The sequence below is a fragment of the Actinoplanes teichomyceticus ATCC 31121 genome (genome assembly GCF_003711105.1).
Lineage (GTDB): Bacteria > Actinomycetota > Actinomycetes > Mycobacteriales > Micromonosporaceae > Actinoplanes > Actinoplanes teichomyceticus.
The window spans coordinates 5,851,271-5,877,291 of the sequence record NZ_CP023865.1; the positions used below are offsets into that span (position 1 = coordinate 5,851,271).

A 26,021-nucleotide genomic window follows, 5' to 3' on the forward strand; every position below is an offset into this window, starting at 1 on the left:
CACCCGGCGACGCGGCACCCGCCCTGCGTGCCATCTCGGTGGACCACCCGCCCAACAGGCGCATGGCAATCGCCGAAGCACAGGAACACCTTGCCGCGATACCGCCGGACGATGACTGGCCGGCGGCCGCCGAGCGGGAGCTACAGGTACTGCATCAGCGGCTATCGGCCATCGAGATGAACCACGAGGCTGGTCTGACTCGGATACAGCAGACCTACGCCAGCGCGGTGAGGACGCGCCATATTCGTGTTCCAAGGAAGTGGAACGAAGCCTCAGCTCGCTGTTCAACCCTCCGGCTCCCGCCGAGGGTCGCTGTGGACCGGCTCGCCGAGTCACTACGGGTGACTCCGGTGCGTGCCGGCCGACGTGCACAGGTTTCGAGTTGAAAGATCATATTCGCGTGATCTGGGTCGCTGGCGGTGGGCGGTGCCGCACATAGGGTCGGTTCATGGTCACCCTTACCGCCGTCCTGGGCGTCGCCGCGATCGAGCTGGGCATGGTACTCATCCCCGGCCCGAACATGATCTATCTGGTCTCGCGGTCCGTTACCCAAGGCCGCCGAGCCGGCTTGATCTCGCTCGCAGGGGTGGCCTGCGGTTTCTTCGTCTACCTGGTCGCCGCGACGGCTGGCGTGGCCACGATCTTCGCTCTGGTGCCGGCGCTCTACACGGCGCTGAAGCTGGCCGGCGCCGCCTATCTACTATGGCTGGCGTTCCAGGCGGTGCGGCCCGGCGGCACGTCGGCGTTCACGCCCCGGGCGCTGCCCGCGGACCGGCCCCGGAAACTGTTCACGATGGGCCTGGTCACCAACCTGCTCAACCCCAAGATCGCCGTCATGTACGTCTCGTTGCTGCCCCAGTTCGTCGACCCGGCCCGGGGCAGCGTCGCGGCGCAGAGCCTCCTGCTCGGTCTGGTTCAGATCACCATCGCGATCACCGTGAACGGCCTGATCGCCCTGTCCGCGGGGTCGATATCCCGGTTCCTCGGCGACCGGCCGGGCTGGCTGAAGGCCCAGCGCTACGTGATGGGCACCGCGCTCGGCCTGATGGCCGTGCGGATCGCTGCGGACCGGTCCCGCGCTGTGGTCACCGCCACCCCATGATCACCGGCGATCAGGGATCTGGTGGCGGCCGGGAACGTCTACACCGGAGCCCCTCCTTCCCTAGTTGAAATCCCCTCCCGGAACCTCGGTCTGATCTCGAAGCACATCTCTGAACTGGCAGCATCACGTCGGGCAGTGACCGTGCCCCACTATCCGGATCTGCCGCGATCCGCGCGTCTCAGGATGCCGAGCTGATCAGGCGGCGATGAGCTTGGGTACTGCGGCCCGTCGACCATCCGCCCGCCCTGCTCCCTCAAGGAGCAGGGCCTCACCGACGGCGACCTCCAGCAGCACCTGCGCGTGGCACGGCTCGTCCGGCCGGCACCAGCACGCCAGGTCCCGGCCGGCGAGCCCGGTCCGGACCGCGTCCACGGTCACCGGCGGGTGCCCGGCTACGCCGGGCACCCGCCGTCCAGCAGCGCCCGCCGGTACGCCGCGACGGCGCCCGCCGTGCTCGTCGGCCGGGAACGGGTGGCCCCACCGGGTGAACCGGTCGACGCGAGCCGCGTCCGGGTGCTCGTCGCGCCACCGGGCCTGCCGGGCCATCTGCCCACGCCGGGCCCGGGTCACCGGCAGGTCGTCGCCGTCGTCCTCGGCGGCCGCGGCGCGAGGTGCAAGGCCAGCTCCATCTCTCGCAGGCAGACGCCCTGGCTCTGCTCGATGCCGTCTCGCGAGCACCGTTCAGCGACGCACTCGCACGCGCACGCTCGTGCCGTGAGGTGTTGGCCGGCCTCACCAGTGAGACGGCCCCGGGTACCGGCCGCTGACGACGCGACCTCATCGGCCAGCCGCCCGGAGCCCCCGGGCACGGGCAGACGCCCAGAGCCAGGGCTCTCCGCCCCTGCCAGCGCCGGACCCGGCAGTCGTCACGAGGCGGCTGCCGTCCCCGTTCCACCCCGGACGGCGAGGCCCGCCCGCGCCCGCACGCCCAGCATCGAGGAGAACTGATGCCACGGAACCACCTGCAAGCGCAGATCGTCCCGGCCGACCGACTGATCCGCCCGATGATCGGACCGGGCGGCATGACTCACGAGCAGGCCCACACCCAGGTCCAGACGGTGCTCGACCGGCTCCCACAACTCGCAGAGTTCACCAAACTCTGGCACGCGACGACCGGATCCCGGCCGCCAACGCGGCCCGTCAGCTGCCGGCCTCCGCCGGCGACCTGCTGGAAACCGTCGCCGGACTCGTGAACAGGCACGAGCTGGCGTTCGCCCAGCCCACCCGGCACCAGCTCGCCGGCCAGGACACGCAGACACCTACCGGCACGGCCGTCCCCCGGCCGCGGCACCGCCCCGGACCGGGGCGGCCGCACGGAATCACCGGCACGGCCGTGACAGCAACCCAGCCCTCGACACCCGGCTGCGGGTGCGCCCCGCGCGAAGGGCGGGTGTGCGCCCGCCACTGCTTGGGCTGTACGTGGCCCGACACCACCACGGCGGCCGAACACACCACGGACTGCCTCGCCGGCGCCCGATCACTGCTGGCCAGCCGGTCCGCCGCCGCACGGGTCACCTTCGCGCTCACCTACGCCAGGAGCCCGCTCCCTCGCCGGTTCGCCGCCGGGCTGCTCACCGGCCCGGACCTGCCCTGCGCCTACGACAGCGACGTGCGCGCCCCCGGCGACGGGAAGACGGCCAGGACGCCAGCGGCAGCGGCCCCGCCCGCGGCGAGGACGACTGGATCGACCGGTACGCCAGCTACGCGCTCAAGGAGGCCACTTACGAGGCCCTCGCATGGCTGCGGGTCGACGGCCAGCCCTGGCTCGACCCGCACGGCGACGCCGAAAAAGAGATCTACGCGCTCACCGACGACCTGTGCGCCCGTCTCGCTGTCCTGCGCCGCGCCCGCACACCCGGCGACCGCGAGCACCACGGACACCGCTGAGGACAGCCGGGTGATCGACCAGCGCCATAGGGCATACCGTCATGGACGACGCTGAGCCGTCATCATGGCGGTCGGTCCGATCCGCTGGCCGACCGGCGGGCGGCGGCGGGCCGGCGCCGGCGCGAGGCGGCGGCGCGAGGCGGCGGCGCGAGGCGGCGGCGCGAGGCGGCGGCGCGAGGCGGCGGCGCGAGGCGGCGGCGCGAGGCGGCGGCGCGAGGCGGCGGCGCGAGGCGGCGGCGCGAGGCGGCGGCGCCGAGTGGCTTCCGCCGGGCGCGGGGAGACCGAAGGTGGGTGGGTCACCGCCGACCGGTTCGGCCTGCTACTGGAGTTCCCGACCGGGGTCTATGGCCGGTGGGTGAGCAGCGACGGCGAGGAAGACGACCGACGCGGGGCGCAAGCTCCGGGCCTGTTTCGCCGAGCGCGCGTACCGCCGGCCGGTCACCCGGCGTCGGTCAGCAGGTCGGCGAGCCTCCGCGCGTGGCGGGATCGTCGCTACGGCCCACCGGAACGGCCCTTCCCGCGGGGTGCGCAGGATCTGGCCGTCAGCGGGCGGTGAGCAGGTCGATGAGCCAGTCGACGTAGCGGCGGCGTTCCTCGGCCGTGGCCGGCACGGTCCGGGGTGCGACGTGCGCGAGCTGGGCGTGGCCCAGGTAGGCGCTGACCGCCGTCAGCGCGCGGTCGCGGGCCTGGTCGGCCGGCAGGCCGAGGGCTTCGAACAACCCGGCGGTGTACGCGATACGCCGTTCCGTGACCCGGGCCAGCACCGGGGCCACGTGCGGGTGCCCGGCGGTGGCGAGCATGGCCAGTTCGATGGAGTCGGCGTGGGGGGCGGCGGTGGAATCGATGACCATGGCGATGAGGGTGCGCAGCCGGGACAGCGGGTCGGGCTGGGCGTCGACCAGGGTGATCACCGCTTCGGTGTGGTCGCTCTCCCACCGTTGCAGGGCCGCCTGGATGAGGGCGTCGCGGTTGGCGAAGTGCCAGTAGAAGCTGCCCTTGGTGGCGCGGAGGCGGGCGGCGAGCGGTTCGACGGCGACGGCGGCGAGCCCGCCCTCGCCCATGGCCTGCAGGGCGGCGGCCGTCCAGTCGTCGGCGGTGAGCCGGGTCGCTGTCTGCTTACGGGTGCGGCGTTCAACCATGTCCATACGGTACGGTACGGAAAACATACGCTACCGTATGGAGGGTGTCATGGCCGTCATCGACAACGTCCACGAACGTGTCCTGCCAGTCCCCGCCGACCAGGCCGGCCGCCTGCTCGACCGCGTCGGCGCACCCGGCGACCCGCTCTGGCCGTCACCCACCTGGATCCCGATGCGCTTCGACCGCCCGCTCTCCGTCGGCGCCGACGGAGGGCACGGACCGGTCCGCTACCACGTCAGCGGATACGAACCCGGCCGCCGCATCACCTTCACCTTCGACCCGCGCATCGGCCTCACCGGCACCCACACCATCGAGGTCGAACCCCGTGACCCGCACTCGTGCGTACTGCGGCACCGGATCACCGCCACCTCCACCGGCACCATGCGGCTGATGTGGCCGGCCCTGGTCCGGGTCTGCCACGACACCGTCCTGGAGCACCTGCTCGACAACGCCGAACTCGCCGTGACCGGCACGATCGCCCGGCCGGTGCGCTACCCGTGGCGGGCGCGACTGGCCGTGGCCGTGGAGAGCACCAGGCTTCGTACGGTGCCCGTACCGGAGAATGCCGTCCTGCTCCGGGCCGCGCTCCCCCACCCGGATCTCGCCGACGCCTTCGCCGTACGCGTACCCCCGGGCACCAGCACCGATCCGCAGACCTGGGCCGACGCGATCTTCCGCAACCCGCCGCCCGCCGTCGTCGCCCTGCTGCGGCTGCGCAACCTGCTCGTCGCACCGTTCGGCATCGAACGCGGCGACCGGTCCGCGTTCGGCACCGTCGGCCGCGGCGACCACGAGGTGCTGCTCGGCACCGACGCCGGGCACCTGGACTTCCGCGCCGCCGTCCTGACCGAACCCGACGACGACGGCACCACCGTCACCGTGGCCACCCACGCCACCGTGCACAGCCGGGCCGGCCGCGCCTACCTGGCCGTGGTGCGGCTGTTCCACCCGCCGGTGGTGAAGGCCATGCTGCGCCGTGCCGCCCGCGTGGCCGTCGCCCCGCGCCGGCGCGAGCAACTCGTCAGCCGGTGACGCGGAACCGGCTGCCGTCCTCGGTGTAGCGGGCCCCGCACCCTGTCGCCGGGCCGGTGACGCTGAAGAACGCCTCGGCGGGCACCCTGGCCCGGTCGCGGTGCGGTCCGCCGCGGGCGTCGGATAGCTGGTGGTCCGTTGCCCGGCGGTGTCGATGTGCTCGATCGCGAAGATCCAGCGGTAGCTGCGGCGCGGCCCGTTGACCGACACCCGCAGTGTCTCGCGTTCCTCGGCGGTCACGTCATGGTCGCGGTCGTCGAAGTAGGGCCGGCCCTTCTGCGCCAGGGTGGTTGCAGCCGGCCGGTGAAGAAGATCTCCACACCCGCGCATGACGACGCTCCCCTGGGAAACCTGATTCGACTCATGGGACCAGCTGCGCGGCCCCCGTCGGGGGAATCTGATGGGACGAGGCGATCACCAGCGGGCTACGGTCGGGCCGTGCCCGGGGCAGATCACCGAGCTGCTGCCTGGTGTGCGCCGATGCCGGTCAGCCGTCTGTCGACGGGCCGTGAACGCCTCGCTCACCGGCTCGCGGTTGCTGGTCCACCAGGCCAGCGACGCCTCAGCAGAGCGGAACAGATGATCGCAGGAGGGGTCCTGCCGCTCGTAGTGTCGCCGCAGCTGCCAGGTGTCACAGATCCGCTCCCACCACAGCCTGCCGACCGCGTCCACGATCGCCGCGTCCGGCAACGGCCGCACCGACCGGTATCCGGCGGCGAACGCCGTCACCCGCTGCAGATCCAGCGACCCGTCCGGCCTGCCGAACAACAAAGTCGCCGACCGGACGAGTTCCGCGGCGACCGGGCGCGGCTTGAGCCGGTCCCAGTCCAGGACCGCACTGACCCCGGCCGGGCCGTAGAGCACGTTGAGGTGCTGGAAGTCGCCGTGGATCCACCCGCACGGGCCGACCGGCGCGTCCTCGTCCGGGCGCAGATGCGCGACCTGGGCCAGCAACACTCGGCGGGCCGTCATCCGGTCGATGACGAACGCGTCGAACTCGTCCGGCTCAGGCCGGGCGGCGGCCGCGGCCGCGTACCGGTCGATGCCGTCCTTCGCGGCCGCCGCCTCCGCGGGCATCTCCCGGACCGTCTCCGGCACCGCGGGCAGGATCCGGCCGAGCTCGACCTGCAGCCGGCTGAGCAGGCTACCGAGGTCTTCGGTTTCGGCCGGTGACAGCATGGTCCCCCCGCGGTGTACCCCGGCAACCCAGCCGGTCACCGCGTACAACCGGCCCCGGAGGTCCAGTAGCGTGTCGCCGCCGGCGCTGGTGACGGTGCAAGCCGGCGGAACCGGCAGGCCCCGCTCCGCGAGGGCGATCGTCACCCGGTGCTGCCGACGCGCGGCGGCTGCGTCGACGTCCAGCACCCGCTTGACCGCCCACACTCCCCCAGTCGTGGTGACTCGCCAGTTGAGGTTCATCGTCCCGGCGGTGATCACCTGCGTCTCGGTGATCTCCCCGAGCCCGAACCGGTCGGCGACGACGGAGAGGTCCGCGGCCACGGGAGCCTCGTCGGTCACTTCTGCCCCACTACCGCCACTTCTGTCACCATGATCTATTCCTACCAGCGCGGGGCAGCCCGGGACAGCAGGCACATGATGCCGTTCACTCGTTCCGGGTGGCTGTTCGGTGCCGGAGGCTCGGACGGCGGCAGGCTGGCGCCCGGTAGAGGGCAGTAGCACCGTCAGCCCCGCGCAGAGCACCTACCTGGACTGGATCACCGCAGAACCCGCGCCTGAGCTCGTTCGTAGGCGTTGTGGGTGTGCGCGCTCGAGTAGCCGCGCAACCGCTTCCGCAGCAGCTGCTCAAGCTCTCGCGCGGCGGCGGCCGCTGTCCCCTCCACGGCCGGCGACGGGCAGGCCGTTGCTCACGAGTCGGCCGGTGGTCCGGGCCGGACAGGACAGCGATGTAGACCAAGCCCGCACCCGTGGGTGGGGGCTTGCGCGCGTGCTCAGACGGTCGGCACACCCTCCTTGTAGGCCCAGCTCTCCGGTGCGGGTGACCAGCTCAGCGGGAACGGCAGTTCAGGCACGCGGATCTCCATGCCGACCGTTATACCGGCCCGGCGCTGCCCACCAGGGGCAGCAGGCCGACCGGGTCGTCCACCGTGTACTCGCAGACCGCGTCATCGGGGTCGACCCGGGTACCGCGCCGCGCCCGGGACCAGCGCGTTCGTGGCGAGCACTTCTCAGGGTGGACGACGAGGCGCCGCGCCACCGGCGCATGGAGCCGCGGATCGGGCTTGCGGCATCGCTCCTGCCGGGAGAAGACGAGCGGGATGAACGCGGTGGAGCTCCAGCACTCCGCCAGCTCGGCACCGCAGTCGCCAGCAGGCCGATCCGGAGCCCCCGCCGCCGGAGTTCCGCCAGGACGCCGAACGCGTGGTGCCGCGGCTTGCGGAGGCGGGCATGACCGCTCCGGTGATGCGCGAGCGCGACGGGGAGCTGGGCGGATGACGGGTTCGCTCCGCAGGAAAGCGCCACCGCCCTCAGCGTGCTCTCCGTCCCGCCGTGGACCCCGATGGTGCGCTCGCCGAAGCTCCCGGCCAGCGCCTCCCAGAACCGTGGCCGGCAGACGCCGAGCAGCTCGCCGGTGCGGTGCGCGAGGGGCTCGCTGACTCTGTCGGTCAGTTCGAGCGCCGGATGTTGCTGATGTCTAGCGCCACCCCGATAGCGGCCGAGTTCGTGTCGCCCAGTTTCAGCGCCACTCCGGTGGGGCTGGTGACAGAGAGCTTCGAGAGGCTTCGGCCCGTGAAGGGCTCGGACGTCCCCAGGAGCTACATTGGCGATACGCGCCAGTGGATCAAGACGATCGGTGAGCGGGTGGGAGCCGGTGAGCTTGCATTACGATGGACACTTTCCGGCCTGCCGCTTGGCGTGCCGGGCCTGCTTGAGCGCCGAACACTAGCGCTTCTCCTGCGCCGCCGGATCCGGCGCGGTCGCCGCGTCCGGCGACGCCGCCAGAGCCGCGCCGCTAATCGATGCTGGGGTTCGGCCCCGGCCTGGGCGGCAGGCCACGATGCTCGACGGAGCCATCGATGAGGCCCACCAGCAGTGCCAGCATGCCACCGTCGTGTTCCCACCAGTCGCCGTTCGCCGTGTAGACGACGGCCGGCCACCGGTCGGGATCGGGACCGCTCTTGCGCCAGAAGAAGTGGTCGCCCCGGTTGGAAGCGCCCCAGGGGAACAGCCCGTCGGGCTCCGGATGGAACGTGTAGTTCTCGGTCATGTCATCCTCGGACAGGCTGACCATTAGTTCGAGGATCTCGGATATGGCGTCTACGTAACCGTTCTCGTCGCCGGGCCGGGGCGCCAAGACCGTCATGAAGTCGTCGAACGACAGGCCCCAGTAGCGCCCCGCATACTCGCGATAATCCGCCGGGAAGGTAATCCCGAGCGTGGCCTGCAGGGAGTCCCAGTCGACCGGGTGTACGACCGGCGATCGGTGCGGGAGAAGTGCGGGCGCGACGCGCTCCAGGTCCTCTAGTGTCAGCATGCCTTGCTCATGACCGCGGTGTTGGGAATGAAGCGGTCGAACACCTGACCGCGCTGGTTCGAGGAGGCGATCATTCGGATGCCGGTTCGACTCGGTCACAGCACCCGATCCTCGCCTACCGCGGCCCCGGCGGCCACGTCGAGCAGCACCTTGGCGCGGCACGGCCCGTCCGGCGGGTACCAGTAGGCCAGGTCCCGGCCCGGCGAGCTCGGTCCTGAACTATGCGCTGTCGGAGGTTTGAAGAAGCGTGAAAGGCGGCGCGGTGTCATCCAGCGGCTCGATGCTGCCGCCGGGCTCAGCGGCATAGGCATGGCCATCTTGAACGTAGAAGTTCAGCCAGGGATGCAGCGACAGTTCCTCACGCGCTTGACCGATCCACCCCTGCGTCAGCGACCACCGCGCTAACCAGGCTGGTACCAGCGATATCAGCTCGTACATGGCATCGTCGAGAACAAAGGTCCGCACGAACAATCCGAACGAACCCGGCTGGTTCGAGGACGGCTGGTGAGCAATCAACGATCGGACGCCGCCGCCCGGTAGAGCATCGTCCGGCTCCGTGACCAGGCAAGGCCAGTCGAGCTCCAGCTCAGCATCATCAGGCAACTGCTCGGCAAGACCGAGGTAGAAGCGGAGCTCATCCAGGAACGATGCGGGCACGTCCGGCCGTAGACGTAACGACAGTGTCCACTCGTAATGCAAGCTCACCGGCCATACCCGCTTACCGCTCGACTTGATCCACTGGTGTTACCCGCTGCCCGGGTCCTGCGCCGGGCGGCGCGGATCTCGTTGTCGGCGATCTTGTCGTCGAGCAGGGCGTAGAGCTGGGTGGTTTCGGTGGAGGCGTGTCCGAGGCGGCGGCGGACGGTTTCGATGGAGACGCCGGCGTTGATGAGTTCGGTGGCGTGGGCGTGGCGTAGCTGGTGGAGGTCGAGGTCGACGCCGGCGGTGGTGCAGTAGCGGGTCCAGCGGTGCTGGGCGGCGTCGTAGGACAGCGGGCCGCCGGCGCCGTTGATGCTGGCGCGGAACAGCGGGCCGTGCCGGTAGCCGGTGCGCTGCAGGTAGAGCTTGAGCAGGGCGACGTAGCCGCGGTCATCCAAGAGCACGGTGCGTACGGTGCCACCTTTGCCGTGGATGCGCACGTGTTCGTCGTCGGGGCGCAGGTCGAGGTCGTCGACGTCGAGGGCGCAGACCTCGCCGGCGCGGGCGCCGCAGACGTAGATGGTCTCGAACAGCACCCGGTCGCGCAGCCGGTCCAGGGGCAGGTCCTTGCGCGGGCGGCGCGGGCAGATCGCGGCCAGGACCTTGGCGACGTCGGCGGCCGCGGCCGGGCGGGGCAGCCGTTTGGGGACCTTGACCGTGTCGACGCGGTCCATCGGGTTGGCGTCCAGGAGGTCGTGGCGGACCGCCCAGCGGCAGAACGAGGCGATCGCGGCGCGTTTGCGTTTGCGGGTGGCCGGGGCCAGCCCGGTGGTCTCGGCCAGGAACGCGCGGACCGGGGCGACGGTCAGCTCGGCGGGGCCGGCGTCGTGGTGGGCGGCGAACTGCAGCAGGTCGCCGCGGTAGGCGCGGATGGTGTGCGCGGAGGCGTTGCCGTTGGCCAGGTCGGTGAGGAACGCGCCGAGCGCCGCGGCGAGGGGGTGGGCGGCGCCGAGCTGGTCGCGGATCGCCTCGTCCATGCCGTGATCCTCCAGGTTGCCTGATAACCGGGAATCGAACGCGCGCCGGCGCGACCGCGGTCGCGAGGTGGCGGGCCGGGCCCGGTGCCGATGTTGCCTGATAACCAAAGTTATCAGGCAACTCGCTCGGAACCCGGCGGCGACACGGGGCGCTGATACGAGACGCGTCATCGGCCGCAAACGACGGTTGGCCGTGAATCCGGCCGCCCTGAGAGCGTTACGAAGGCGCGGACACGGGTGGTGTCACAGAGTGGCCTAGCGAACGTCCTGCTGGGTCAGATGTCTCGCGAACGCTCGTTACCGGACAAAGCATCCACACACCGCAACACCACCTGCGGCCAATGCTTGGCCAACACCGACAGCAGCGCCAGCCACGAATCCGCCGCTAACACCTCACCCAGAACCCGGCCGGCCCGGCCGGGATCGGTGCTGGCGACCGCCCGAACCACCGCGGCCAGCGCCCGTGCCTGCAGGCCCGGGTTGATGATGGAGCGGGCCACGGTCTCGGCCCGGTCGGGATCGGTGCCGGCGACCGCCTGAACCACCGCGGTCAGCGCCTGCGCCTGCCAGTCAGGGTTGGTGATGGAGCGGGCCACGGTTTCGGCCCGGTCGGGATCGGTGCCGGCGACCGCCTGAACCACCGCGGTCGGCGCCTGCGCCTGCTGGTACGGGTCGGTGATGGAGCGGGCCACGGTCTCGGCCCGGGCGGCGAGTTGCCGGGCCCGGCCGGGATCGGCGCCGGCGACCGCTCCGGCCACTGCGGCCAGCGCGTGCGCCTGCCAGCCTGGGTCGGTGATGGAGCGGGCCGCGGTCTCGGCCCGGGCGGCGAGTTGCCGGGCCCGGCCGGGATCGGTACCGGCGACCGCCTGAACCACCGCGGCCAGCGCCCGCGCCTGCTGGTACGGGTCGGTGATGGAGCGGGCCACGGTCTCGGCCCGGGCGGCGAGTTGCCGGGCCCGGCCGGGATCGGTACCGGCGACCGCCTGAACCACCGCGGCCAGCGCCCGCGCCTGCTGGTACGGGTCGGTGATGGAGCGGGCCACGGTTCGGCCCGGGCGGCGAGTTGCCGGGCCCGGCCGGGATCGGTACCGGCGACCGCCTGAACCACCGCGGCCAGCGCCCGCGCCTGCTGGTACGGGTCGGTGATGGAGCGGGCCACGGTCTCGGCCCGGGCGGCGAGTTGCCGGGCCCGGCCGGGATCGGTACCGGCGACCGCCTGAACCACCGCGGCCAGCGCCCGCGCCTGCTGGTACGGGTCGGTGATGGAGCGGGCCACGGTCTCGGCCCGGGCGGCGAGTTGCCGGGCCCGGCCGGGATCGGTACCGGCGACCGCCCCGGCCACTGCGGTCAGTGCCTGCGCCTGCTGGTACGGGTCGGTGATGGAGCGGGCCACGGTCTCGGCCCGGTCGGGATCGGCGCCGGCGACCGCCCCGGCCACCTCGGCCAGCGCGTGCGCCTGCTGGCCCGGGTCGGTGATGGAGCGGGCCACGGTCTCGGCCCGGGCGGCGAGTTGCCGGGCCCGGCCGGGATCGGTGCCGGCGACCGCCTGAACCACCGCGGTCAGCGCCCGCGCCTGCAGGCCTGGGTCGGTGATGGAGCGGGCCACGGTCTCGGCCCGGTCGGGATCGGCGCCGGCGACCGCCCCGGCCACCTCGGCCAGCGCGTGCGCCTGCCAGCCTGGGTCGGTGATGGAGCGGGCCACGGTCTCGGCCCGGGCGGGATCGGCGCCGGCGACCGCCCCGGCCACCTCGGCCAGCGCCTGCGCCTGCAGGCCTGGGTCGGTGATGGAGCGGGCCACGGTCTCGGCCCGGCCGGCGAGTTGCCGGACCCGGTCGGAATCGGTGCCGGCGACCGTCCGAACCACCGCGGTCAGCGCCTGCGCCTGCAGGCCCGGGCTGGTGATGGAGCGGGCCACGGTCTCGGCCCGGGCGGCGAGTTGCCGGGCCCGGCCGGGATCGGCGCCGGCGACCGCTCCGGCCACTGCGGTCAGCGCCTGCACCTGCTGGTACGGGTCGGTGATGGAGCGGGCGAGGGCTTCGGCGCGGGCGGGTTGGTGCAGGGCGGCCCAGACGGCGGGCAGGCCGGGGGGGATGTTGCTGTTGCGGTCGGCGAGGTTGGTGCGGCGGATGCACAGCCGCAGCATCGCCTCGAGGTCGGGTTCCGGCCGGGCGAGGACGAGGTCCTGGCAGGTGGTGATCTCGGCGAGGGCCGCGGCGTCGCCGCCGGTCAGATCCAGCATCCGGTCGTGGCGGTCCGGGTCGGTGACCAGGTCGACCAGCCGGGACACCTCGCCGGCGGTGGCCAGCATCCGGGGGTAGCCGAGCAGCAGGTACTCCGGGGTGCCTTGCGGCCAGCGCGGACTGCCGTGACCGGGTCGGCGGTAGCGGCCGGCCCACTCATGCAGGCGGTTGCGGTAGCCGGTCAGCCGAGTCTCGCGGAGGTAGCGGCGGGCGGCGGCGTCGAGTTCCTCGTGACCGAGCAGATACACCACCGGGCCGTCCGCCGCGGACCACTGCTGCAAGCGGCGGGTGAACGTGCGCCCGGCCACGGTGTGCAGCACCTCTTCGATCTCCACCAGCCCGGCCCCGGTCAGCTCGCACAGGTCTTCTCCGGACAGGCCACCACGGGCCGCGGTCAGCAGACCGAGCAGATCGTGCTCGATCGGGCTGCCGGTGAGCAGCCGTTTCAGCTCGGTCTGCCCGAGCCGTTGCAGGTCACGGGCGTGCGGAGAGTCGGCCAGCGGCCGGATGATGCCTGGCTGGCGCAGCGGATGCCAGTCGGGCACGTCGTCCGGCACCGGCGGGTTGGGCCGGCCGGCCACGATGACCCGCATCCCAGCCGGCGCAACACCGGGCAGCAGCGCGGCGATGCTGCGCGCGTGCGGGCCGGTGGTGACGCCCCGGTCCTCGTCCAGGCCGTCGACGAGCAGCACCAGCCGCATCCCCCGCTGCCGGCAGCCCTGCGCGGCCTGCTCTAGCAGGTCCAGCAGCCACGCCTCCCGCAACGACTCGTCGATCACCGCCGGGACCTGCTGGCCGGTCAACGCGGCCAACTGTTCACCGACCACCGCGGTGAACGCGGCCCGGGTGTCCTGCGCTGCCTGCCGTGCGGTGATGAAGAACGCCACCACCTGTACCCGCGAGCGCACCGCCTCGGGCGGGTCCAGCACGAACGTCGACAACAACGCCGACTTACCCGCCCACGGCCCGGCCTGCCACCACACATACGCACCGGCCTGCTCGTCCAGGCAGAACCGGGCCAACTCCGCAAGTTCCGCCTCCCGGCCCACCAGCTCGGGCGGGGCGATCTGACGGACCTGCGCCAGATACGCCGAGCGCGGCGCCAGCAACGGCCCCGGCATAGCCGGCCGCTGCGGCGCGCGCATCCACAGGGTGACCTGCGCGTCGACCGTGTGCTCATCCCGGCCGCAGGCCCGCGCCAGGGTCCGGGCGACCGCGCGGACATCGTCCAGGTCCGCCGGGCCGCCCCGGGAGATGATTCGGTGGATCATGTCCTTCTTCGGTGAACCGTTCAGGCGGTCATCGCCGGCGATCTGTTTCTCCAGCTCCTCCAGCGCCGGTCTGCCCGCCTTCTCGTGCAGGTCGTAGAGCAGATCGCGGACATCCCGTTGTGGGCCGGCGTCGAGCTCGGGCCGGGCCAGATTCCGCGGGCGGCGCACCGGAGCGCGCTTGGCGGCCGCCGCGAGTGGGCGGCGCACTGGTCGGGACTTGTCGGCATCCATCGCCGACCGATGATGCCTCACCGCTACCGGTCGTGGACCGCTCGACACCCGTCGGCACTCAGGTCGGCGCCCTCGCGAGGACCTGAGTCTGAAAGCGCAAGCCGGCGCCGGCTCCGCCTTTCGTCTCAGACAACCAGGGAGCACCCGATGACCCGACCCCCGCAGCACCCCAGCAGCCCCGAGCCGCGCCGCACCCGGATCACCCTCGCCGTGATCAGCGGCGTCCTCGCCGGAGCCACCCGCGCGCTGACCGGCTGGCTCCTCGACCACCTGAGCACCGGCAACTGACCGGCCCGGCGGGATCCCGCGCTGTACCGGCGGGATCCCGCCCCCAGGTCAGCAAGTGGTGATCTGAATCTGCCGGGTCAACAGCAGCCCGGTCCTGTTCAGGCCGGGACTGCGTGGGCAGCCGGGCTGCACAGCGGCCCGGACGCGTCCGGCGACCAAATGGTCGAGTAGACATACGGGTGGGGCTCAGGCGGAAGCCTCCGGCCTCAGCGGAAGCTTGATGCGAGCCTCGTCAACCAGCCGCACGACCTGGTGAGGGGTCCGGACCTCTACCGCGTCCGGGGCGATGTTGTTGCCGTACAGCCACAGCCCATACCCCCGTCGGGGACTCCACCGGGCGCGTTTGAGCGCGGTCCGCCACCGCTTCTCCTGAGCGCCAGTGCCCGGGGCGCTGTCCACGTCGGCCGCGGCCATCAGCGCGGTCCTGATCTCTCGCTCGTACGGCGATCCCGGCGACGGGTAAAGGCCCGTCCGGGCCGCTGGGAACGTACGCCGCTATTGCCTGGCGTCAGCGACTCGCTGGTAGCCCGGAACGGGGATACGCTCGGAGCCTGTGGTACGGCGGTCTAGGTGGGCCCCGTCGGAACCGGCGTCAAACGGCGCGGATCCCGGACTGCGATGGAACAGGCGGTCCTGCAGCGATCTGCGTATCACTGTTGTCCCTTTCCGGGGTTGGTGGTTCGCCCTTTCGAGGGGCCGTTGTCATGACAGACGTCGAAGCCATCGATCTGCGTGAGGCGTTCGCGGAGCTGGGCCGTATCCGCCTGGCTGACGTCGAACTGGACGTACTGCTGAGCAAGGTCACGCAGCTGGCCAAGCGCACCATTCCGGGTGCGAGCGAGGTCAGCGTCACCCTGATGCGCGGCGATGCCGCGCACACTGTCGCGCTCACCGATGAGTTCGCCCGGCGACTCGACCAGATGCAGTACGACCTGGGCCACGGCCCCTGCCTGGAGGCCGCCCTCAGCGGCGGCACCGTGTCGGTGCCCGACACCGGCAGCGAGGACCGCTGGCCCGATTGGGCGACGACAGCGCGGCAAGCCGGCGGGCACAGCTCTCTGTCGATCGGCCTGCCGACGCAACGAGGGGTCACCGGTGCGCTGAACCTCTACGCCACCGAGACGCACGCCTTCGACAACGATGCGGCCGCGTTGTCCGTCGCGCAGACGTTCGCCGGGTTCGCCGCCGTCGGGCTGGCCAACGCCCGCCTGCTCGAGACGTCGGCCACGCCCGCCGATCATTCGCACGAGATCGTTCAGGCTCGGCCGGGCACCGGTCAGATCGCGGTTGAGGATGAGGCGGTGCTCGGTGACGCCCGGCGGTTGGCGGCGGTGGACCGGGCCCGGCGGGCCCTGCCGGCGTCGGCGATGCCGTTGGACGCGATCGCCGGGCTGGCGGCGCGGCTGCTTCGTGCCCCGATGGCAGTGGTCACGTTCGTCGGCCAGCAGGACGAGTATTTCGCCGGAATGCACGGCCTGCCGGCGCGGTTGGCCGACGGCGGGCAGGCGCCGCTGACGTATTCGGTGTGTAAGTACGTGGTCAGCGCGGACGCCCCGGTCTGCAGCCCGGACATGGCAGCCGACGAGGATCCGAGGCTGCGCGAGCACCCGCTGCACACCGAGTACGGAGTGCGGGCCTTCCTCGGGGTCCCGCTGCGCGACGCCGACGATCAGCCGGTCGGGTCGCTGTCGGTGCTCGACCCGGCGGCGCGGCAGTGGAACGACGCGGATCTGACGACGCTGGCCGAGATCGCGCACCTGCTGGATCGCCGGCCCGGCACGACCGAACAGCCGGCCGCGACCACGGCGGCGTTGGATCCCGTCGCGCTGGTGCAGGGCATGACGGAAGCGTTCGTCGCGGTCGACCCGCACGGCGTGGTGGTGGCGTTCAACCCGGCCGCGCAGGACCTGCTGGGCTGGCCGGCCGACGAGGTCTGCGGCCGGCATCTCGACGACACGATGCTGCCCGACTACGACGGCCGGCCGATCGACGAGGCGCTGGGCCGGCTGTTCGCCACCTCGACCACCGCCCGTGCGGTGCCGCGCCGGGTCATCCTGCGCCACCGCGACGGGCACCGGCTACCCGCCCAGATGGTGCTGTCCGTGGTCCCCGGGGCGGCCGGAGCGCTGGCCTGCGCCTTCCTCACCGACCTGTCGCAGCAGGCCGCGGCCGAAAGCGAGGCCGAACGCCAGCACCGGGTCCTGACCGCCTTGGTGGATAACCTCGACGTGGCAGTGGCCGCAATCGACCCGGACGGCGTGCCGCTGGTGCTCAACCGGGCGCTGCGCCACGTGCACGGGATCGGCGACGACTGGAACGCCACCCAGGTGTGGCAGGCGATCACCGACAGCATCTGCAACCTCGACGGCACGCCCCTGCCGCTGCACGAGACACCGCTGCTGCGTGCGCTCCGCGGTGAACACGTGCGCGACGTCGGCGTGCTGGTCGGAAGGACCGGCCTTCAGGACCGGATCCTTCTCGCCCACGCCCAGCCCATCACCACCGGTGACGGGACACGACTCGGGGCAGTGGCGGCCCTGCACGACGTGACCGCCCTCCGCCGCGCCGAAGCGTTCCGGGCCTGTGAGCAGGAGGTCACGCACATCCTGGCCGCCGCGGCCACCGTCGGCGACGCCGCCGCGGCGCTGCTGCGCACGGTGACCGAAGCCCTGGGCTGGCCGCACGCGCAGCTGTGGCTGCGCGACTCCCTCACCGACACCCTGCAGCAGATCGGGCACTGGAGCTGCGCCACCGGCCAGTGCGGCGACCCGCGGCCGGAGCCGATCGCCCGAGGCGTCGGCATCATCGGCGCCGTATGGGCCACCGGGCGACCGCTGTGGATACCGGACGCCACCGATATCAGCGATCCGGCCGGTGCGCAGCATCTGGCTCTCGCGCAGGCCTGCGCCGAGACGGGGTTGCGCACCGTCCTGGCCGTGCCGATCCGCGACGGCGACACCGTGTTCGGCGTGCTTGCCTGCTACAGCGACGCCCCCGACCAGCACCAGGACCTGCTCACCGTGCTGGTCTCCGGGGTGGCCGCCCAGGTCGGGCTGTCCCTCGCGTTGCGCAGCGCCACCGACCTCAGCGTCCAACTGGCACGCACCCGCAACGACTTCCTCACCTTGGTCGGTCACGAGCTGCGCACCCCGCTGACCTCGATCATCAGCTACGCCACCCTGCTCATCGAAGACCTCACCATCCGCGCCGACGAGGGCCGGCAGATGCTGCAGGTCATCGCCCGCAACGCCGGCAGCCTGCGCACCATCGTCGACGACCTGCTCGACCTGTCCGGCCTGGATGCCGGGCACCTGCAACTCGACGTCACCGAACACGACCTCACCGACATCGTCGCCGCCGCGGTCGCCGCCGCGGAACCGGCCGCCGCGGCCAACGGCGTGCGCCTGCACACCCGCCTGCCCAAACGACTACCGATGCACGGTGACCCCCACCGGCTGTGCCAGGTGGTGACCAACCTGATCTCCAACGCCATCACCTACAGCCCGGGCGGCGGCGACGTCCGCATCCGCCTCACCGCACACCCCGACACGGCCGAACTACGCATCACCGACACCGGCATCGGCATCCCCGCCGGTGAACAACAACATGCGTTCAACCGGTTCTACCGCGCCAGCAACGTCGCCCACCAGGAGTTCCCCGGCGCCGGCCTCGGCCTGGCCCTCGTGCACACCATCACCGAGCTGCACCACGGCACCGTCACCTTCGACACCAGCCCCCACCAGCCCGGCACCAGCGTGCTGGTACGGCTGCCGCGGCACCGCCCGGCCCTGCAACACTGACCTGAGGGACAAGCCATGGCCACCATCCTCGTCGGCGAGAACATCCCTGACATACGAGATCTCCTCACCCAGCTCCTGCGCCGTGCCGGGCACCACGTCCAGACCATGGGCACCGCCGACGACACCCTCACCGCAGCCCTGGCCGCACCCTTCGACCTACTGCTGATGAACCCCGCCCTGCCCGGCAGCGACAGCCTCGACGGCCTGCAGGTCTGCCGCCGGCTCCGCACCGACACCACCACCGCCCACCTGCCGATCCTCATGCTCTCCGTGCGGCAGTACCCCGCCGAGATCGCCGCCGCCCACGCCGCCGGCGCCGACGACTACCTCGGCAAGCCCTTCGACAACACCGAACTGATCAACCGCGTCACCACCCTGCTCACCCGCCCTCGCACCGCCACCTGCTCAAGGGAGACCTCTGACCGGTACAGGGCACCTTGATCCGAGTACGTCTCAACGATCTTGGCCGTGCGGGCGCGTGTCGATGGCGTGAGCCCCGGGTAGGCTGGAGTCCTGTGGTGCGGTGCCTTCCCTGGCGTCGCCGAGACCAGCGTCGAGAAGCGGCGCGGATCCCGGGCTCCTGGATCAGGAGTCCTGCAGCGATTCGCGCATCAGCATCCCCGGTCACCCCTGGGTGGTGGTACGCCCTTTGGTGAGGGAAACGTTTCTCATGACGCACGTCGAACCTATGGACCCGAACGAGGCGTTCGCCGAACTCGGCCGCATCCGACTCGCCGACGTCGACATCGACACCCTGCTGGACAAGATCGCTCAGCTGGCCAAGCACACCATCCCCGGCGCCGCCGAGGTCAGCGTCACCCTGCTGCGCGGCGACAACGCCCACACCGCCGCCTTCACCGGCGAACTCGCCCGCAATCTCGACGAAGTCCAGTACGAACGCGGCCACGGCCCCTGCCTGGACGCCTCCACCGGCACCGCCAGCCTGTCGGTACCCGACACCAGCAGCGAAGACCGGTGGTCGGACTGGGCCCGCGACGCGCAGCAAGCCGGCGCGCTCAGCTCGTTGTCGATCGGCCTGCCGGTGCAGGAGAAAATCACCGGTGCGCTGAACATCTACGCCACCAAGCCGCACGCCTTCGACGACGACGCGATCGCCCTGGCGCAGACGTTCGCCGGTTTCGCCGCCGTCGGGCTGGCCAACGCCCACCTGTACGACACACAAGCCACCCTGGCTAGTCACATGCAGAAAGCGATGGAGAGCCGGGCCGTCATTGAACAGGCCAAAGGCATCATCATGGGCCAGCGCCGCTGCACCGCCCCCGAGGCCTTCGCCATCCTCACCAAGTTGTCGCAGGACAGCAACCGCAAACTGCGCGACGTCGCCACGGCGCTGGTCGACAAGGCAGCCTCACCCGACAAGTGATCACGGCGGTCCGATGCTGCCCCGTTCCACTTCCGAAGTCTGGAACGTTCCCCAACCAAGGAAGTGGAACGCCCCCGTCGGACGAACGGTGGAGCACCGCGGCGGCTACCGGAGCCGATGAGTGATGGCGCGGAACTGCTCGTCGTCCATGACCTGGGTCATGGCCCGTCCTGCTGTGAAAGTCAGCCGTGGTCGTCCCAGTCCTCAACCCAGAACCGCGCCCCGCTGATCACCATGTCGCCCGCTCGGACAGCCGTTACCGCCATGTTGAGCCCGAGGACGGCGGGTTTCCGCCCGGGCCCGCCGTCTCGCGGCGGACCCTCGGCATGGTTCAGCCATACCTCCGGGTCGCCGCAGACGGGCCCCGGCGCGAGGTCGCCAGGTACGGGGACCGGGCTACATGAACTGGCCCATCTGCCGGGTGGCCTGTTCCATGCGGGACACCGCGCGCGGCAGCGTTTCCGCGGCGTGAGCCAGGCTCTGGACGGTGCTGCTGAAGCTGTGGGTAGTCAGCACCGCGGCGGCCTCGGCGAGCAGCCGGACGTCGCGGTGATCGGGCCCGGTATCGGAGAGCACGCCGACGATCGCCTTGAGCTCGGCCACGGTGCCGGCACCGATCTCGCCGGTCTTCTCCAACCGGTCGGCGATAGCCTCCAGGCGCTTGAGCGGCGGCTCGGTCATCTCGGTAAGCAGGTCCAGGAGCGCGTCGCCGTTGTAGACCTTGAGGTTGTTGAGGACCCGGTTCTGGGCGCCCTCGTGCCGGATCTTCCACTCGCGCAGCACCTCGGGCGTGTACAGCCGCTCGCCTTCTTCGCTGTCGACCTCGTTGTGGTGGGCCGTGCACAGCAGTAGCAGGTTGGCGAAGGAGTCCCGGATCGCCGCGGGCATGTCCTTCCTGTAGCGCCGGGCGCCGGACTTGACGCCGAAGATGTGCGCAATCTGGGCGTTCTTGCGGAAGTGCCCGGGCCGGACCTCGTACACCACCGGGAACGGGCAGTCGGGTGCGTAGCAGCGACCGTTGCTGATCGCCCACAGGGCGGCGACCATCGGCGCAGACAGGGCCTTGCGTTCGCCGGCGCCCTCGGCCGGCGTATCGATGGGAGCGTTTGTCATCCCCCCACGATGAGGCAGGGGTATGACAGGAATTCCGTCGCCGGGTCGGGAACCGCGCGCCCGGCCGGTCCTCACGGCCGGGCGCGGGCCTACGAACGGCAGGTCGCCGCAGAAACGGGCCAATCTCCGGCACGCCGGGCATCGGGACGGGTTTCGGGATTCCAGTGATCTTGTCGAGCTGTGAGAACGCGAGCCCGGCTCGGCCTTCTCGGAGGTGTCCCGGAACTGGTCGTTTCCGGGACACCCACCGGAGAACGCTCCAGCCGGGCCACGATGCGGAGCCCGGCCTGGACGGTGCGGGCGTACGGTGACGCTCGTGTCCGCACCACCACCGGCCGACTGGGGCACCCTCACGCCCCGGCTGCACGCCGGCGACCGGGTCTGCATCACGCACGGCCTGGTCACCGCCGAACGCGCGCCGATCGGTATCCCGATCTGCCCGCACTGCCGGCAGATGCTCAGCACCGTGCGGACCGACCGGCAGGGCCGGATCACCGGCTTCGCCGAGCCGATCCCGCCCCGGTGCGCCGGCCCGCAGCAGCATCCGCTCGGCGCCCGGACCGTCCTGCTCGGCTGGCGGGCCTGCCTGTGCGAGAACACCCGGCTCGGCCCGCAGGGTCACCGGCTCTGGAGCTGTCGCCGATGCCGTGAGCTGGGCCGCCCGCAGGAGAGCACCGTGCAGTCGTGGCCGCCCTGCGCCGGCCCTGATGGCGCGGCAGCAACCTGATTCGGGCGGATCGCCACCACGACCCGGGCCGGCACGCTCGTTCGCGGCTATCGCGGCGAGGCTGACGCCGACGGCCGCAGCGATGGGGCGACCACGGCGGGCAACGAGTTGGGTCGGTCCATGCAGCCGTTGATGAACGACAGGCGGCGTAGCTCCTGGAAGTTGACGTCGTTGGCCCGGTTGTTGCGCGTCGTGTCCATGTCGTTCTCGGCGTCCTTGGCGCCGCTGGTGACCCAGGAGCTGCCACAGGACGTCTCGTCCACGATCACGCCGAGCTTCTCCATCTTCTTGCGGGACTGTTTGCCCTGCTCGTACACCGCGTCGAGGGCTTCGGCCCGGTCCTCGAAGCTGTCGCCGCTGTCCGTGACGTCGGCGATCATGCTGCACCCGGTGAGACAGATTGCCGTGACCGCCGCCGCGGCCACCTTCACTACATGTGCGCCCATGGATTCCGACCGTAGTTCGCCGATTTGAGGGCACTCATCGCCTTGCTGACGTGTCGGCGTGAGTGAATATGCCAGGCTCGACGGCCTGTCTCCGGCAACTGGCCTACGGCGGGCCGGCGAGCACCCGGCAGCTACCGGTGGCCGTGGCAGGAGGCGGGCGCAGACGCCGGTGGCCAGCAGGCGCGCGGCGCCGGACGTTGCTCGAAAGAGTAAATGTGGGACGCCGCCGCGACCCGCTTCCTATCCGCCCGGGAAGCGGTCACGGCGGCGTCTGGGGATCGGGCGGAACGAGTGAATGCGGCAGCCGCTTCCCCGGTCAGCTACCTCGTTCCGTGGAGGCGTCCTGGGACCAGCAGGCACCTCACGCGCGCTCATCCAGCTCCGGATGGAGACCTCCGCCTGCGGAAACCGACCCGACCGGCATTCCGTTGGAGATTCTCTGCGCCACGCCATTGTTAGGGGACCCGCCACGGTATGGAAGTGGGTTCGCAGTTCACTCTGGCTGTTCGCCCGGCCGATGGACCCCCGTTCTGTTCCGACGTTCGACCCGTTATGCACACGTTTCAGCGCCATAAGGATCACTAAAGCCGCTGAAACACCCAAAACATCCTCTTCACAAGATCCGCACAGAAACCGCGAACGTGAGGGTCTGGGCCGGGCGAGCCGGGATTGGTACTCCTATGTGTCGGCTCCCCTGTCATCGCTGCCCGCCCGGGACGGACCATCCCGCACGGACCAGCGGGGGAGCTGCGTGGAACACGGGGGGAACCGCGCTAACCAGCTCCGCAGTGAAGACCCGTCTCGTTCAAGGGAGAACGACTGTGCCTCTGAGCATGCCCATTTCCTCGGCCACCGTGTCGTACGCCGGTGCGCTGCTGGTCGCCGCGGTGGTCACCGCGGTCGTGCTGCGCCGGCCCCGCCGTTACCCCGTCACGGTGATCGTCTTAGTCATCATCCTGGTCTTCGCGCTGGTGTTCGCCACGGCCGGAGCCGAGCCCACGGCGATCGCCGCCGTCGTCGGATGCGCCGGCGTCGCCGCGGCACGGCTGGGCGCCTCTCGGGGCCGCCGGATCTGATCCGGCGCTGCCGCTGACCACCCGCCGCGCCCAGCGTGGCGGGCGGGAAGCAGCGTGCCCGGCAAGGACACACCATGCCGAAAAAGCATCGAGAGCCGGCGGATCCCGGCAGCAGCCCCATCGCCGCGTTCGGATTCGATCTACGCCTGCTGCGCCAGCAGGCCAGCCTGTCCTACACCGCGATCGCGCAGGCCTCGTTCTTCTCCAAGAGCGCGATCCACTCCGTCGACCAAGGTCATCATCTGCCCAGCGTGAGCAGCCTGAAAGCGTTCGTGGACGCCTGTGGCGACGATCCGCAGCCATGGATCGCGCGCCGCGCAGTGCTGGCAGCCCAGCTGGCGGCCAGCAAGGAATCACCGGAGAAACTGAGCCCCCGCGAACAAGGCCTGCCGGCGCCGGCACCCACCGCGCTCGGCACCGCGGCCGAGTTCAACGACGGGCTCAAGCGACTACGCGAGTGGTCCGGGCTGACCTACCGGATGATTGCCGCAAGAAGCACCCCGGGGGCTCGGGTCGCACCGTCCACCCTGTGCGGCGCGTTCGCCCGAGGCACCCTGCCACGCCGGAACCTGACCGCCAGCTTCTTGCAAGCCATCGGCCTACCCGACGCCGATCAGCAGGCCTGGCTCGACGCCTGGCAAGCGATCAAGGACGGCCAACCCGTCCGCGTCGCCGCGCCGGCACCCCTCCTGCCCACCGTGCAGGACCTGCTCGGCGCGCCACCCTCGGACACCATCTCGTCGAACCCGTGGACCACCCACCGGCGGGCCCGGCTGATCCTGCAGTCCTGCCCACCGCCGGAGACCACCGGCCTCGCGGCCACCCCGCACCACGGGCCTGACCACGCCACCGTGCCACCGCCCTACGAAGCTGAGCAGGACCTGCTCGGCTGCCCGCCCGCCGACGCCGTCTCACCAGGGCCCTGGCCCGCGCCGAATGGCAGAACATCGACAACGCTACGTGGGTCGGTGGCGACAATCCCGTCATCCCACGGCGCGACATCAACGAATCGGAGGTGCCCGCAGCAACCGAAACTCCGGCGAACATCGCCGCATGGTGGCGTGGGCTCAATGGACTGCAGCGGCAATACGCACTCGACAAGTTCCCGCAGCTGTTGGGGGACCTCGACGGCCTGCCTGCCACCGTGCGGGACCAGTCCAACCGGGTGATGATGGCACGGGAAGAGGGACGGATCACGCCAGAGCTGAACCAGTACTCGGACCGCGTGGACTACATCGGGAGCATGGTCGAGCAGGACCGGGTAACCGAGCTCTACCCGGACGAGTCTGATCCGCAAGCAGCCAAGTTCAGGGCCGACGCTGAGATGTACGACCTGATGGAAAAGATCCGGCCCATGCAGGACGCTCTTGACGGGATCAAGGCCATCCATGACCGTATCGCCGCACCCGGGCCCGCGGTTTACCTGCTGAAATTCAGCACCGAGGGTCGTGGCCGAGCGGTCGTCGCCATCAACAACCCGGACACCGCTGACAACGTCATCACCTATGTCCCCGGCACCTTCGCCAAGCTCGGCGAGGGCACCGCTACCGACATTGAACGCTCGCACAAGATGGTCGCGGATGCAGGCCTCGCCGCGCCGAGCAAGAAGACGTCGTCGATCACCTGGGAAGGCTATGACGCCCCGCAGTCTCTGATACCCGGAGCAGCAGAAAGCGGATTCGCCGACGACGCGGCACCGGACCTTCGCCGCTTCCAGACCGGCCTGCGCGCGAGTACCCATGCCCACCTCACCGTGCTCGGGCACAGCTACGGAACGACCGTGGTCGGGTTCACCGCCAGGGACACGGCCGGTATTCAGGCCGACGACATCGTCTTCGTCGCCAGTCCCGGCGTGGGCGTCGCGTACGCTGTGCAACTCAACGGCGTACCACTCGGACACGTCTGGGCGACAACGGCCGTCTTCGACATCATCCGCATCGTCCCCGACGTGCGATACGGGTACAGCCCCGTCGACCCGCAATTCGGGGCACACCAATTCACAATGGATTGGAATCCGCTCGACGGCCACACCACCTACTGGGACGGCACGTACGACGACAACCCAGCTCGTCGGGGGATCGCCGCCATCGCAACAAGCAAGTACTCGTCAGTCCAGTAGCCGAAAACTGTAACAATCCGGGCTCCAGCCACTGCGCTGGAGCCCGGATCTATACAAGCCGCCAGAAGCGTTCCGGCCGCACTCAGTCCCAGGTGCTGCCATTGCCAACAACGAGCATCGCCAGCACGACAATCAACGTCCCCACCAGCGTACTGATCACCAAACCCGACGATAACGGCCGGAAACGCGTCGCCCTCAAGACGAAGGCTGCGATCAAAGCGATCGGAACCACATATAGCTCGAAAAGGCCAGCCAGCGCCGCATACCCGCGGTCTGTCCCTTCCGCGTTGAGGATCTCAAGAACCATCAACGCAAGTATGAGTACGTGAGGTGCGGCACCCAAGGCTAGCCCAAGGCCGCGGCCAGCTCTCTTCGATGCAGAGGACGGCGAGGGCCGATGATCCATTACTTGCCTCCGCCAACACGGTAGCCCGATATCAATCAGCGCGCCCGTAACTCGGTGCAGCAGACCCGTCTGACGGCCCCGCGCTTGGGTAGCTGACCCACGGGGCGGAGTTACCGGCGAGTCATTTGCTGGCTTTGCCCGGCGCTCGGTCTTCGGGTAGTTGGTCGACGCCGTGGGCGACTTCGGCATGGCGTTCCGCGACGGCGGGCCAGGTGTTCACGGCCGGGCAGACCGGGCAGCGGTAGCCGGCGGCCTCGTGATCCCACCACCCGGCGATCCGGGTCGGTCCGCCGTTCGGCGGGACGATCAGCAGGGGCGGGCTGGTATGCGCGCGGGCGCGGGCGGCCATCTCCCTGGACCGGGCGGCGGCGGCTCGGTGGCTGGCCGGCTCGACGCCGGCGTCAGCGAGCCGGTCTTCGAGGGCGGCTTCGCGGTCGTACAGCGGCGCCAGCTGCTCGGCGGGATAGATGTGATCGGCTCTGGTCGACCGCACGCAGGCCATCTCCGGGCCGGGAGCCTGTTCCGGGACAGATGGCCTGTCCGGGACAAAGCTGTCTGAGCTGGTCACGGCAACTTCTTGTCCGGGACAA

Annotated in this window: 23 protein-coding genes; 10 read left to right on the forward strand and 13 right to left on the reverse strand. The window is 70.8% G+C overall.

The window, feature by feature from the left end:
- Positions 1-448 precede the first annotated feature (448 nt).
- Positions 449-1,102, forward strand: a complete 654-nt coding sequence (locus ACTEI_RS25610; RefSeq protein WP_122979994.1) for a LysE family translocator — start codon at positions 449-451, stop codon at positions 1,100-1,102.
- Between the two features lie 195 nt (positions 1,103-1,297).
- Here ACTEI_RS25610 and ACTEI_RS25615 read toward each other — a convergent pair whose 3' ends face one another.
- From ACTEI_RS25615 to ACTEI_RS25635, 3 genes are all read right to left on the reverse strand, one after another.
- Positions 1,298-1,672 (reverse strand): DUF4326 domain-containing protein, encoded by a 375-nt coding sequence (locus ACTEI_RS25615; protein WP_239082677.1) that lies wholly within the window; start codon positions 1,670-1,672, stop codon positions 1,298-1,300.
- A gap of 296 nt (positions 1,673-1,968) precedes the next feature.
- A complete protein-coding gene (locus ACTEI_RS25620) occupies positions 1,969-2,208 on the reverse strand; it encodes a hypothetical protein (protein WP_122979996.1) in 240 nt (79 codons plus the stop codon).
- A 1,323-nt stretch (positions 2,209-3,531) separates the two neighbouring features.
- Positions 3,532-4,128, reverse strand: coding sequence for a TetR/AcrR family transcriptional regulator (locus tag ACTEI_RS25635; RefSeq protein ID WP_164466106.1), 597 nt, complete (start codon positions 4,126-4,128; stop codon positions 3,532-3,534).
- A gap of 49 nt (positions 4,129-4,177) precedes the next feature.
- Between ACTEI_RS25635 and ACTEI_RS25640 the strand changes: the two genes are divergently transcribed.
- On the forward strand, positions 4,178-5,161 hold the full coding sequence (locus ACTEI_RS25640) for a DUF2867 domain-containing protein (RefSeq protein WP_122982411.1): 984 nt from the start codon (positions 4,178-4,180) through the stop codon (positions 5,159-5,161).
- A gap of 414 nt (positions 5,162-5,575) precedes the next feature.
- On the opposite strand, the gene ACTEI_RS25645 is transcribed toward ACTEI_RS25640, so the two are convergent.
- The 6 genes from ACTEI_RS25645 to ACTEI_RS25670 form a co-directional block, all read right to left on the reverse strand.
- On the reverse strand, positions 5,576-6,679 hold the full coding sequence (locus tag ACTEI_RS25645; protein ID WP_122979999.1) for a phosphotransferase: 1,104 nt from the start codon (positions 6,677-6,679) through the stop codon (positions 5,576-5,578).
- Between the two features lie 1,453 nt (positions 6,680-8,132).
- Positions 8,133-8,654 carry an SMI1/KNR4 family protein gene (locus ACTEI_RS25650; RefSeq protein WP_122980000.1) on the reverse strand — a complete coding sequence of 174 codons (522 nt, stop codon included), beginning with the start codon at positions 8,652-8,654 and terminating at the stop codon, positions 8,133-8,135.
- A gap of 219 nt (positions 8,655-8,873) precedes the next feature.
- Entirely contained in the window at positions 8,874-9,359 is a 486-nt protein-coding gene (locus ACTEI_RS25655) for a hypothetical protein (RefSeq protein ID WP_145830939.1), read from the reverse strand.
- Complete coding sequence (locus ACTEI_RS25660) at positions 9,356-10,330, reverse strand: tyrosine-type recombinase/integrase (RefSeq protein ID WP_122980002.1); 975 nt, start codon at positions 10,328-10,330, stop codon at positions 9,356-9,358. Before ACTEI_RS25660 ends, ACTEI_RS25655 begins: the two co-directional genes overlap by 4 nt.
- Positions 10,331-10,605: 275 nt before the next feature.
- The gene (locus ACTEI_RS25665) at positions 10,606-10,926 is read right to left on the reverse strand and encodes a hypothetical protein (RefSeq protein WP_122980003.1); all 321 of its coding nucleotides are present in this window, start codon (positions 10,924-10,926) and stop codon (positions 10,606-10,608) included.
- Positions 10,881-14,072, reverse strand: coding sequence for a hypothetical protein (locus ACTEI_RS25670; protein ID WP_211344341.1), 3,192 nt, complete (start codon positions 14,070-14,072; stop codon positions 10,881-10,883). Before ACTEI_RS25670 ends, ACTEI_RS25665 begins: the two co-directional genes overlap by 46 nt.
- A 147-nt stretch (positions 14,073-14,219) precedes the next feature.
- Between ACTEI_RS25670 and ACTEI_RS37375 the strand changes: the two genes are divergently transcribed.
- From ACTEI_RS37375 to ACTEI_RS25690, 4 genes are all read left to right on the forward strand, one after another.
- Positions 14,220-14,360 (forward strand): hypothetical protein, encoded by a 141-nt coding sequence (locus ACTEI_RS37375; RefSeq protein WP_164466108.1) that lies wholly within the window; start codon positions 14,220-14,222, stop codon positions 14,358-14,360.
- 704 nt (positions 14,361-15,064) lie between these two features.
- Positions 15,065-18,160: a GAF domain-containing protein gene (locus tag ACTEI_RS25680; protein ID WP_122980006.1), complete on the forward strand. Its 3,096-nt coding sequence runs from the start codon at positions 15,065-15,067 to the stop codon at positions 18,158-18,160.
- Positions 18,161-18,175: 15 nt separating this feature from the next.
- Positions 18,176-18,601, forward strand: a complete 426-nt coding sequence (locus ACTEI_RS25685) for a response regulator transcription factor (protein ID WP_122980007.1) — start codon at positions 18,176-18,178, stop codon at positions 18,599-18,601.
- A gap of 229 nt (positions 18,602-18,830) precedes the next feature.
- A complete protein-coding gene (locus ACTEI_RS25690) occupies positions 18,831-19,544 on the forward strand; it encodes a GAF and ANTAR domain-containing protein (protein WP_239082754.1) in 714 nt (237 codons plus the stop codon).
- Positions 19,545-19,940: 396 nt separating this feature from the next.
- Here the strand turns inward: ACTEI_RS25690 and ACTEI_RS25695 are convergent, their stop codons facing one another.
- The gene (locus tag ACTEI_RS25695) at positions 19,941-20,657 is read right to left on the reverse strand and encodes a hypothetical protein (protein ID WP_239082755.1); all 717 of its coding nucleotides are present in this window, start codon (positions 20,655-20,657) and stop codon (positions 19,941-19,943) included.
- A 316-nt stretch (positions 20,658-20,973) separates the two neighbouring features.
- On the opposite strand from ACTEI_RS25695, the gene ACTEI_RS25700 reads away from it, so the two are divergent.
- Complete coding sequence (locus tag ACTEI_RS25700) at positions 20,974-21,384, forward strand: hypothetical protein (protein ID WP_145830941.1); 411 nt, start codon at positions 20,974-20,976, stop codon at positions 21,382-21,384.
- Positions 21,385-21,431: 47 nt separating this feature from the next.
- Here ACTEI_RS25700 and ACTEI_RS25705 read toward each other — a convergent pair whose 3' ends face one another.
- Positions 21,432-21,830: a hypothetical protein gene (locus tag ACTEI_RS25705; RefSeq protein ID WP_145830942.1), complete on the reverse strand. Its 399-nt coding sequence runs from the start codon at positions 21,828-21,830 to the stop codon at positions 21,432-21,434.
- Positions 21,831-22,663: 833 nt separating this feature from the next.
- Between ACTEI_RS25705 and ACTEI_RS25710 the strand changes: the two genes are divergently transcribed.
- From ACTEI_RS25710 to ACTEI_RS25720, 3 genes are all read left to right on the forward strand, one after another.
- Positions 22,664-22,906: a hypothetical protein gene (locus ACTEI_RS25710; protein WP_145830943.1), complete on the forward strand. Its 243-nt coding sequence runs from the start codon at positions 22,664-22,666 to the stop codon at positions 22,904-22,906.
- Positions 22,907-22,980: 74 nt separating this feature from the next.
- Positions 22,981-24,075 carry a helix-turn-helix domain-containing protein gene (locus tag ACTEI_RS38590; protein ID WP_122980012.1) on the forward strand — a complete coding sequence of 365 codons (1,095 nt, stop codon included), beginning with the start codon at positions 22,981-22,983 and terminating at the stop codon, positions 24,073-24,075.
- Between the two features lie 185 nt (positions 24,076-24,260).
- Positions 24,261-25,025 carry an alpha/beta hydrolase gene (locus ACTEI_RS25720; protein ID WP_239082757.1) on the forward strand — a complete coding sequence of 255 codons (765 nt, stop codon included), beginning with the start codon at positions 24,261-24,263 and terminating at the stop codon, positions 25,023-25,025.
- Positions 25,026-25,107: 82 nt separating this feature from the next.
- Here ACTEI_RS25720 and ACTEI_RS25725 read toward each other — a convergent pair whose 3' ends face one another.
- Together ACTEI_RS25725 and ACTEI_RS25730 are read right to left on the reverse strand one after the other, a co-directional pair.
- A complete protein-coding gene (locus ACTEI_RS25725; protein ID WP_122980014.1) occupies positions 25,108-25,332 on the reverse strand; it encodes a hypothetical protein in 225 nt (74 codons plus the stop codon).
- Between the two features lie 220 nt (positions 25,333-25,552).
- Positions 25,553-25,999: a hypothetical protein gene (locus ACTEI_RS25730; RefSeq protein ID WP_164466110.1), complete on the reverse strand. Its 447-nt coding sequence runs from the start codon at positions 25,997-25,999 to the stop codon at positions 25,553-25,555.
- Between the last annotated feature and the right edge of the window lie 22 nt (positions 26,000-26,021).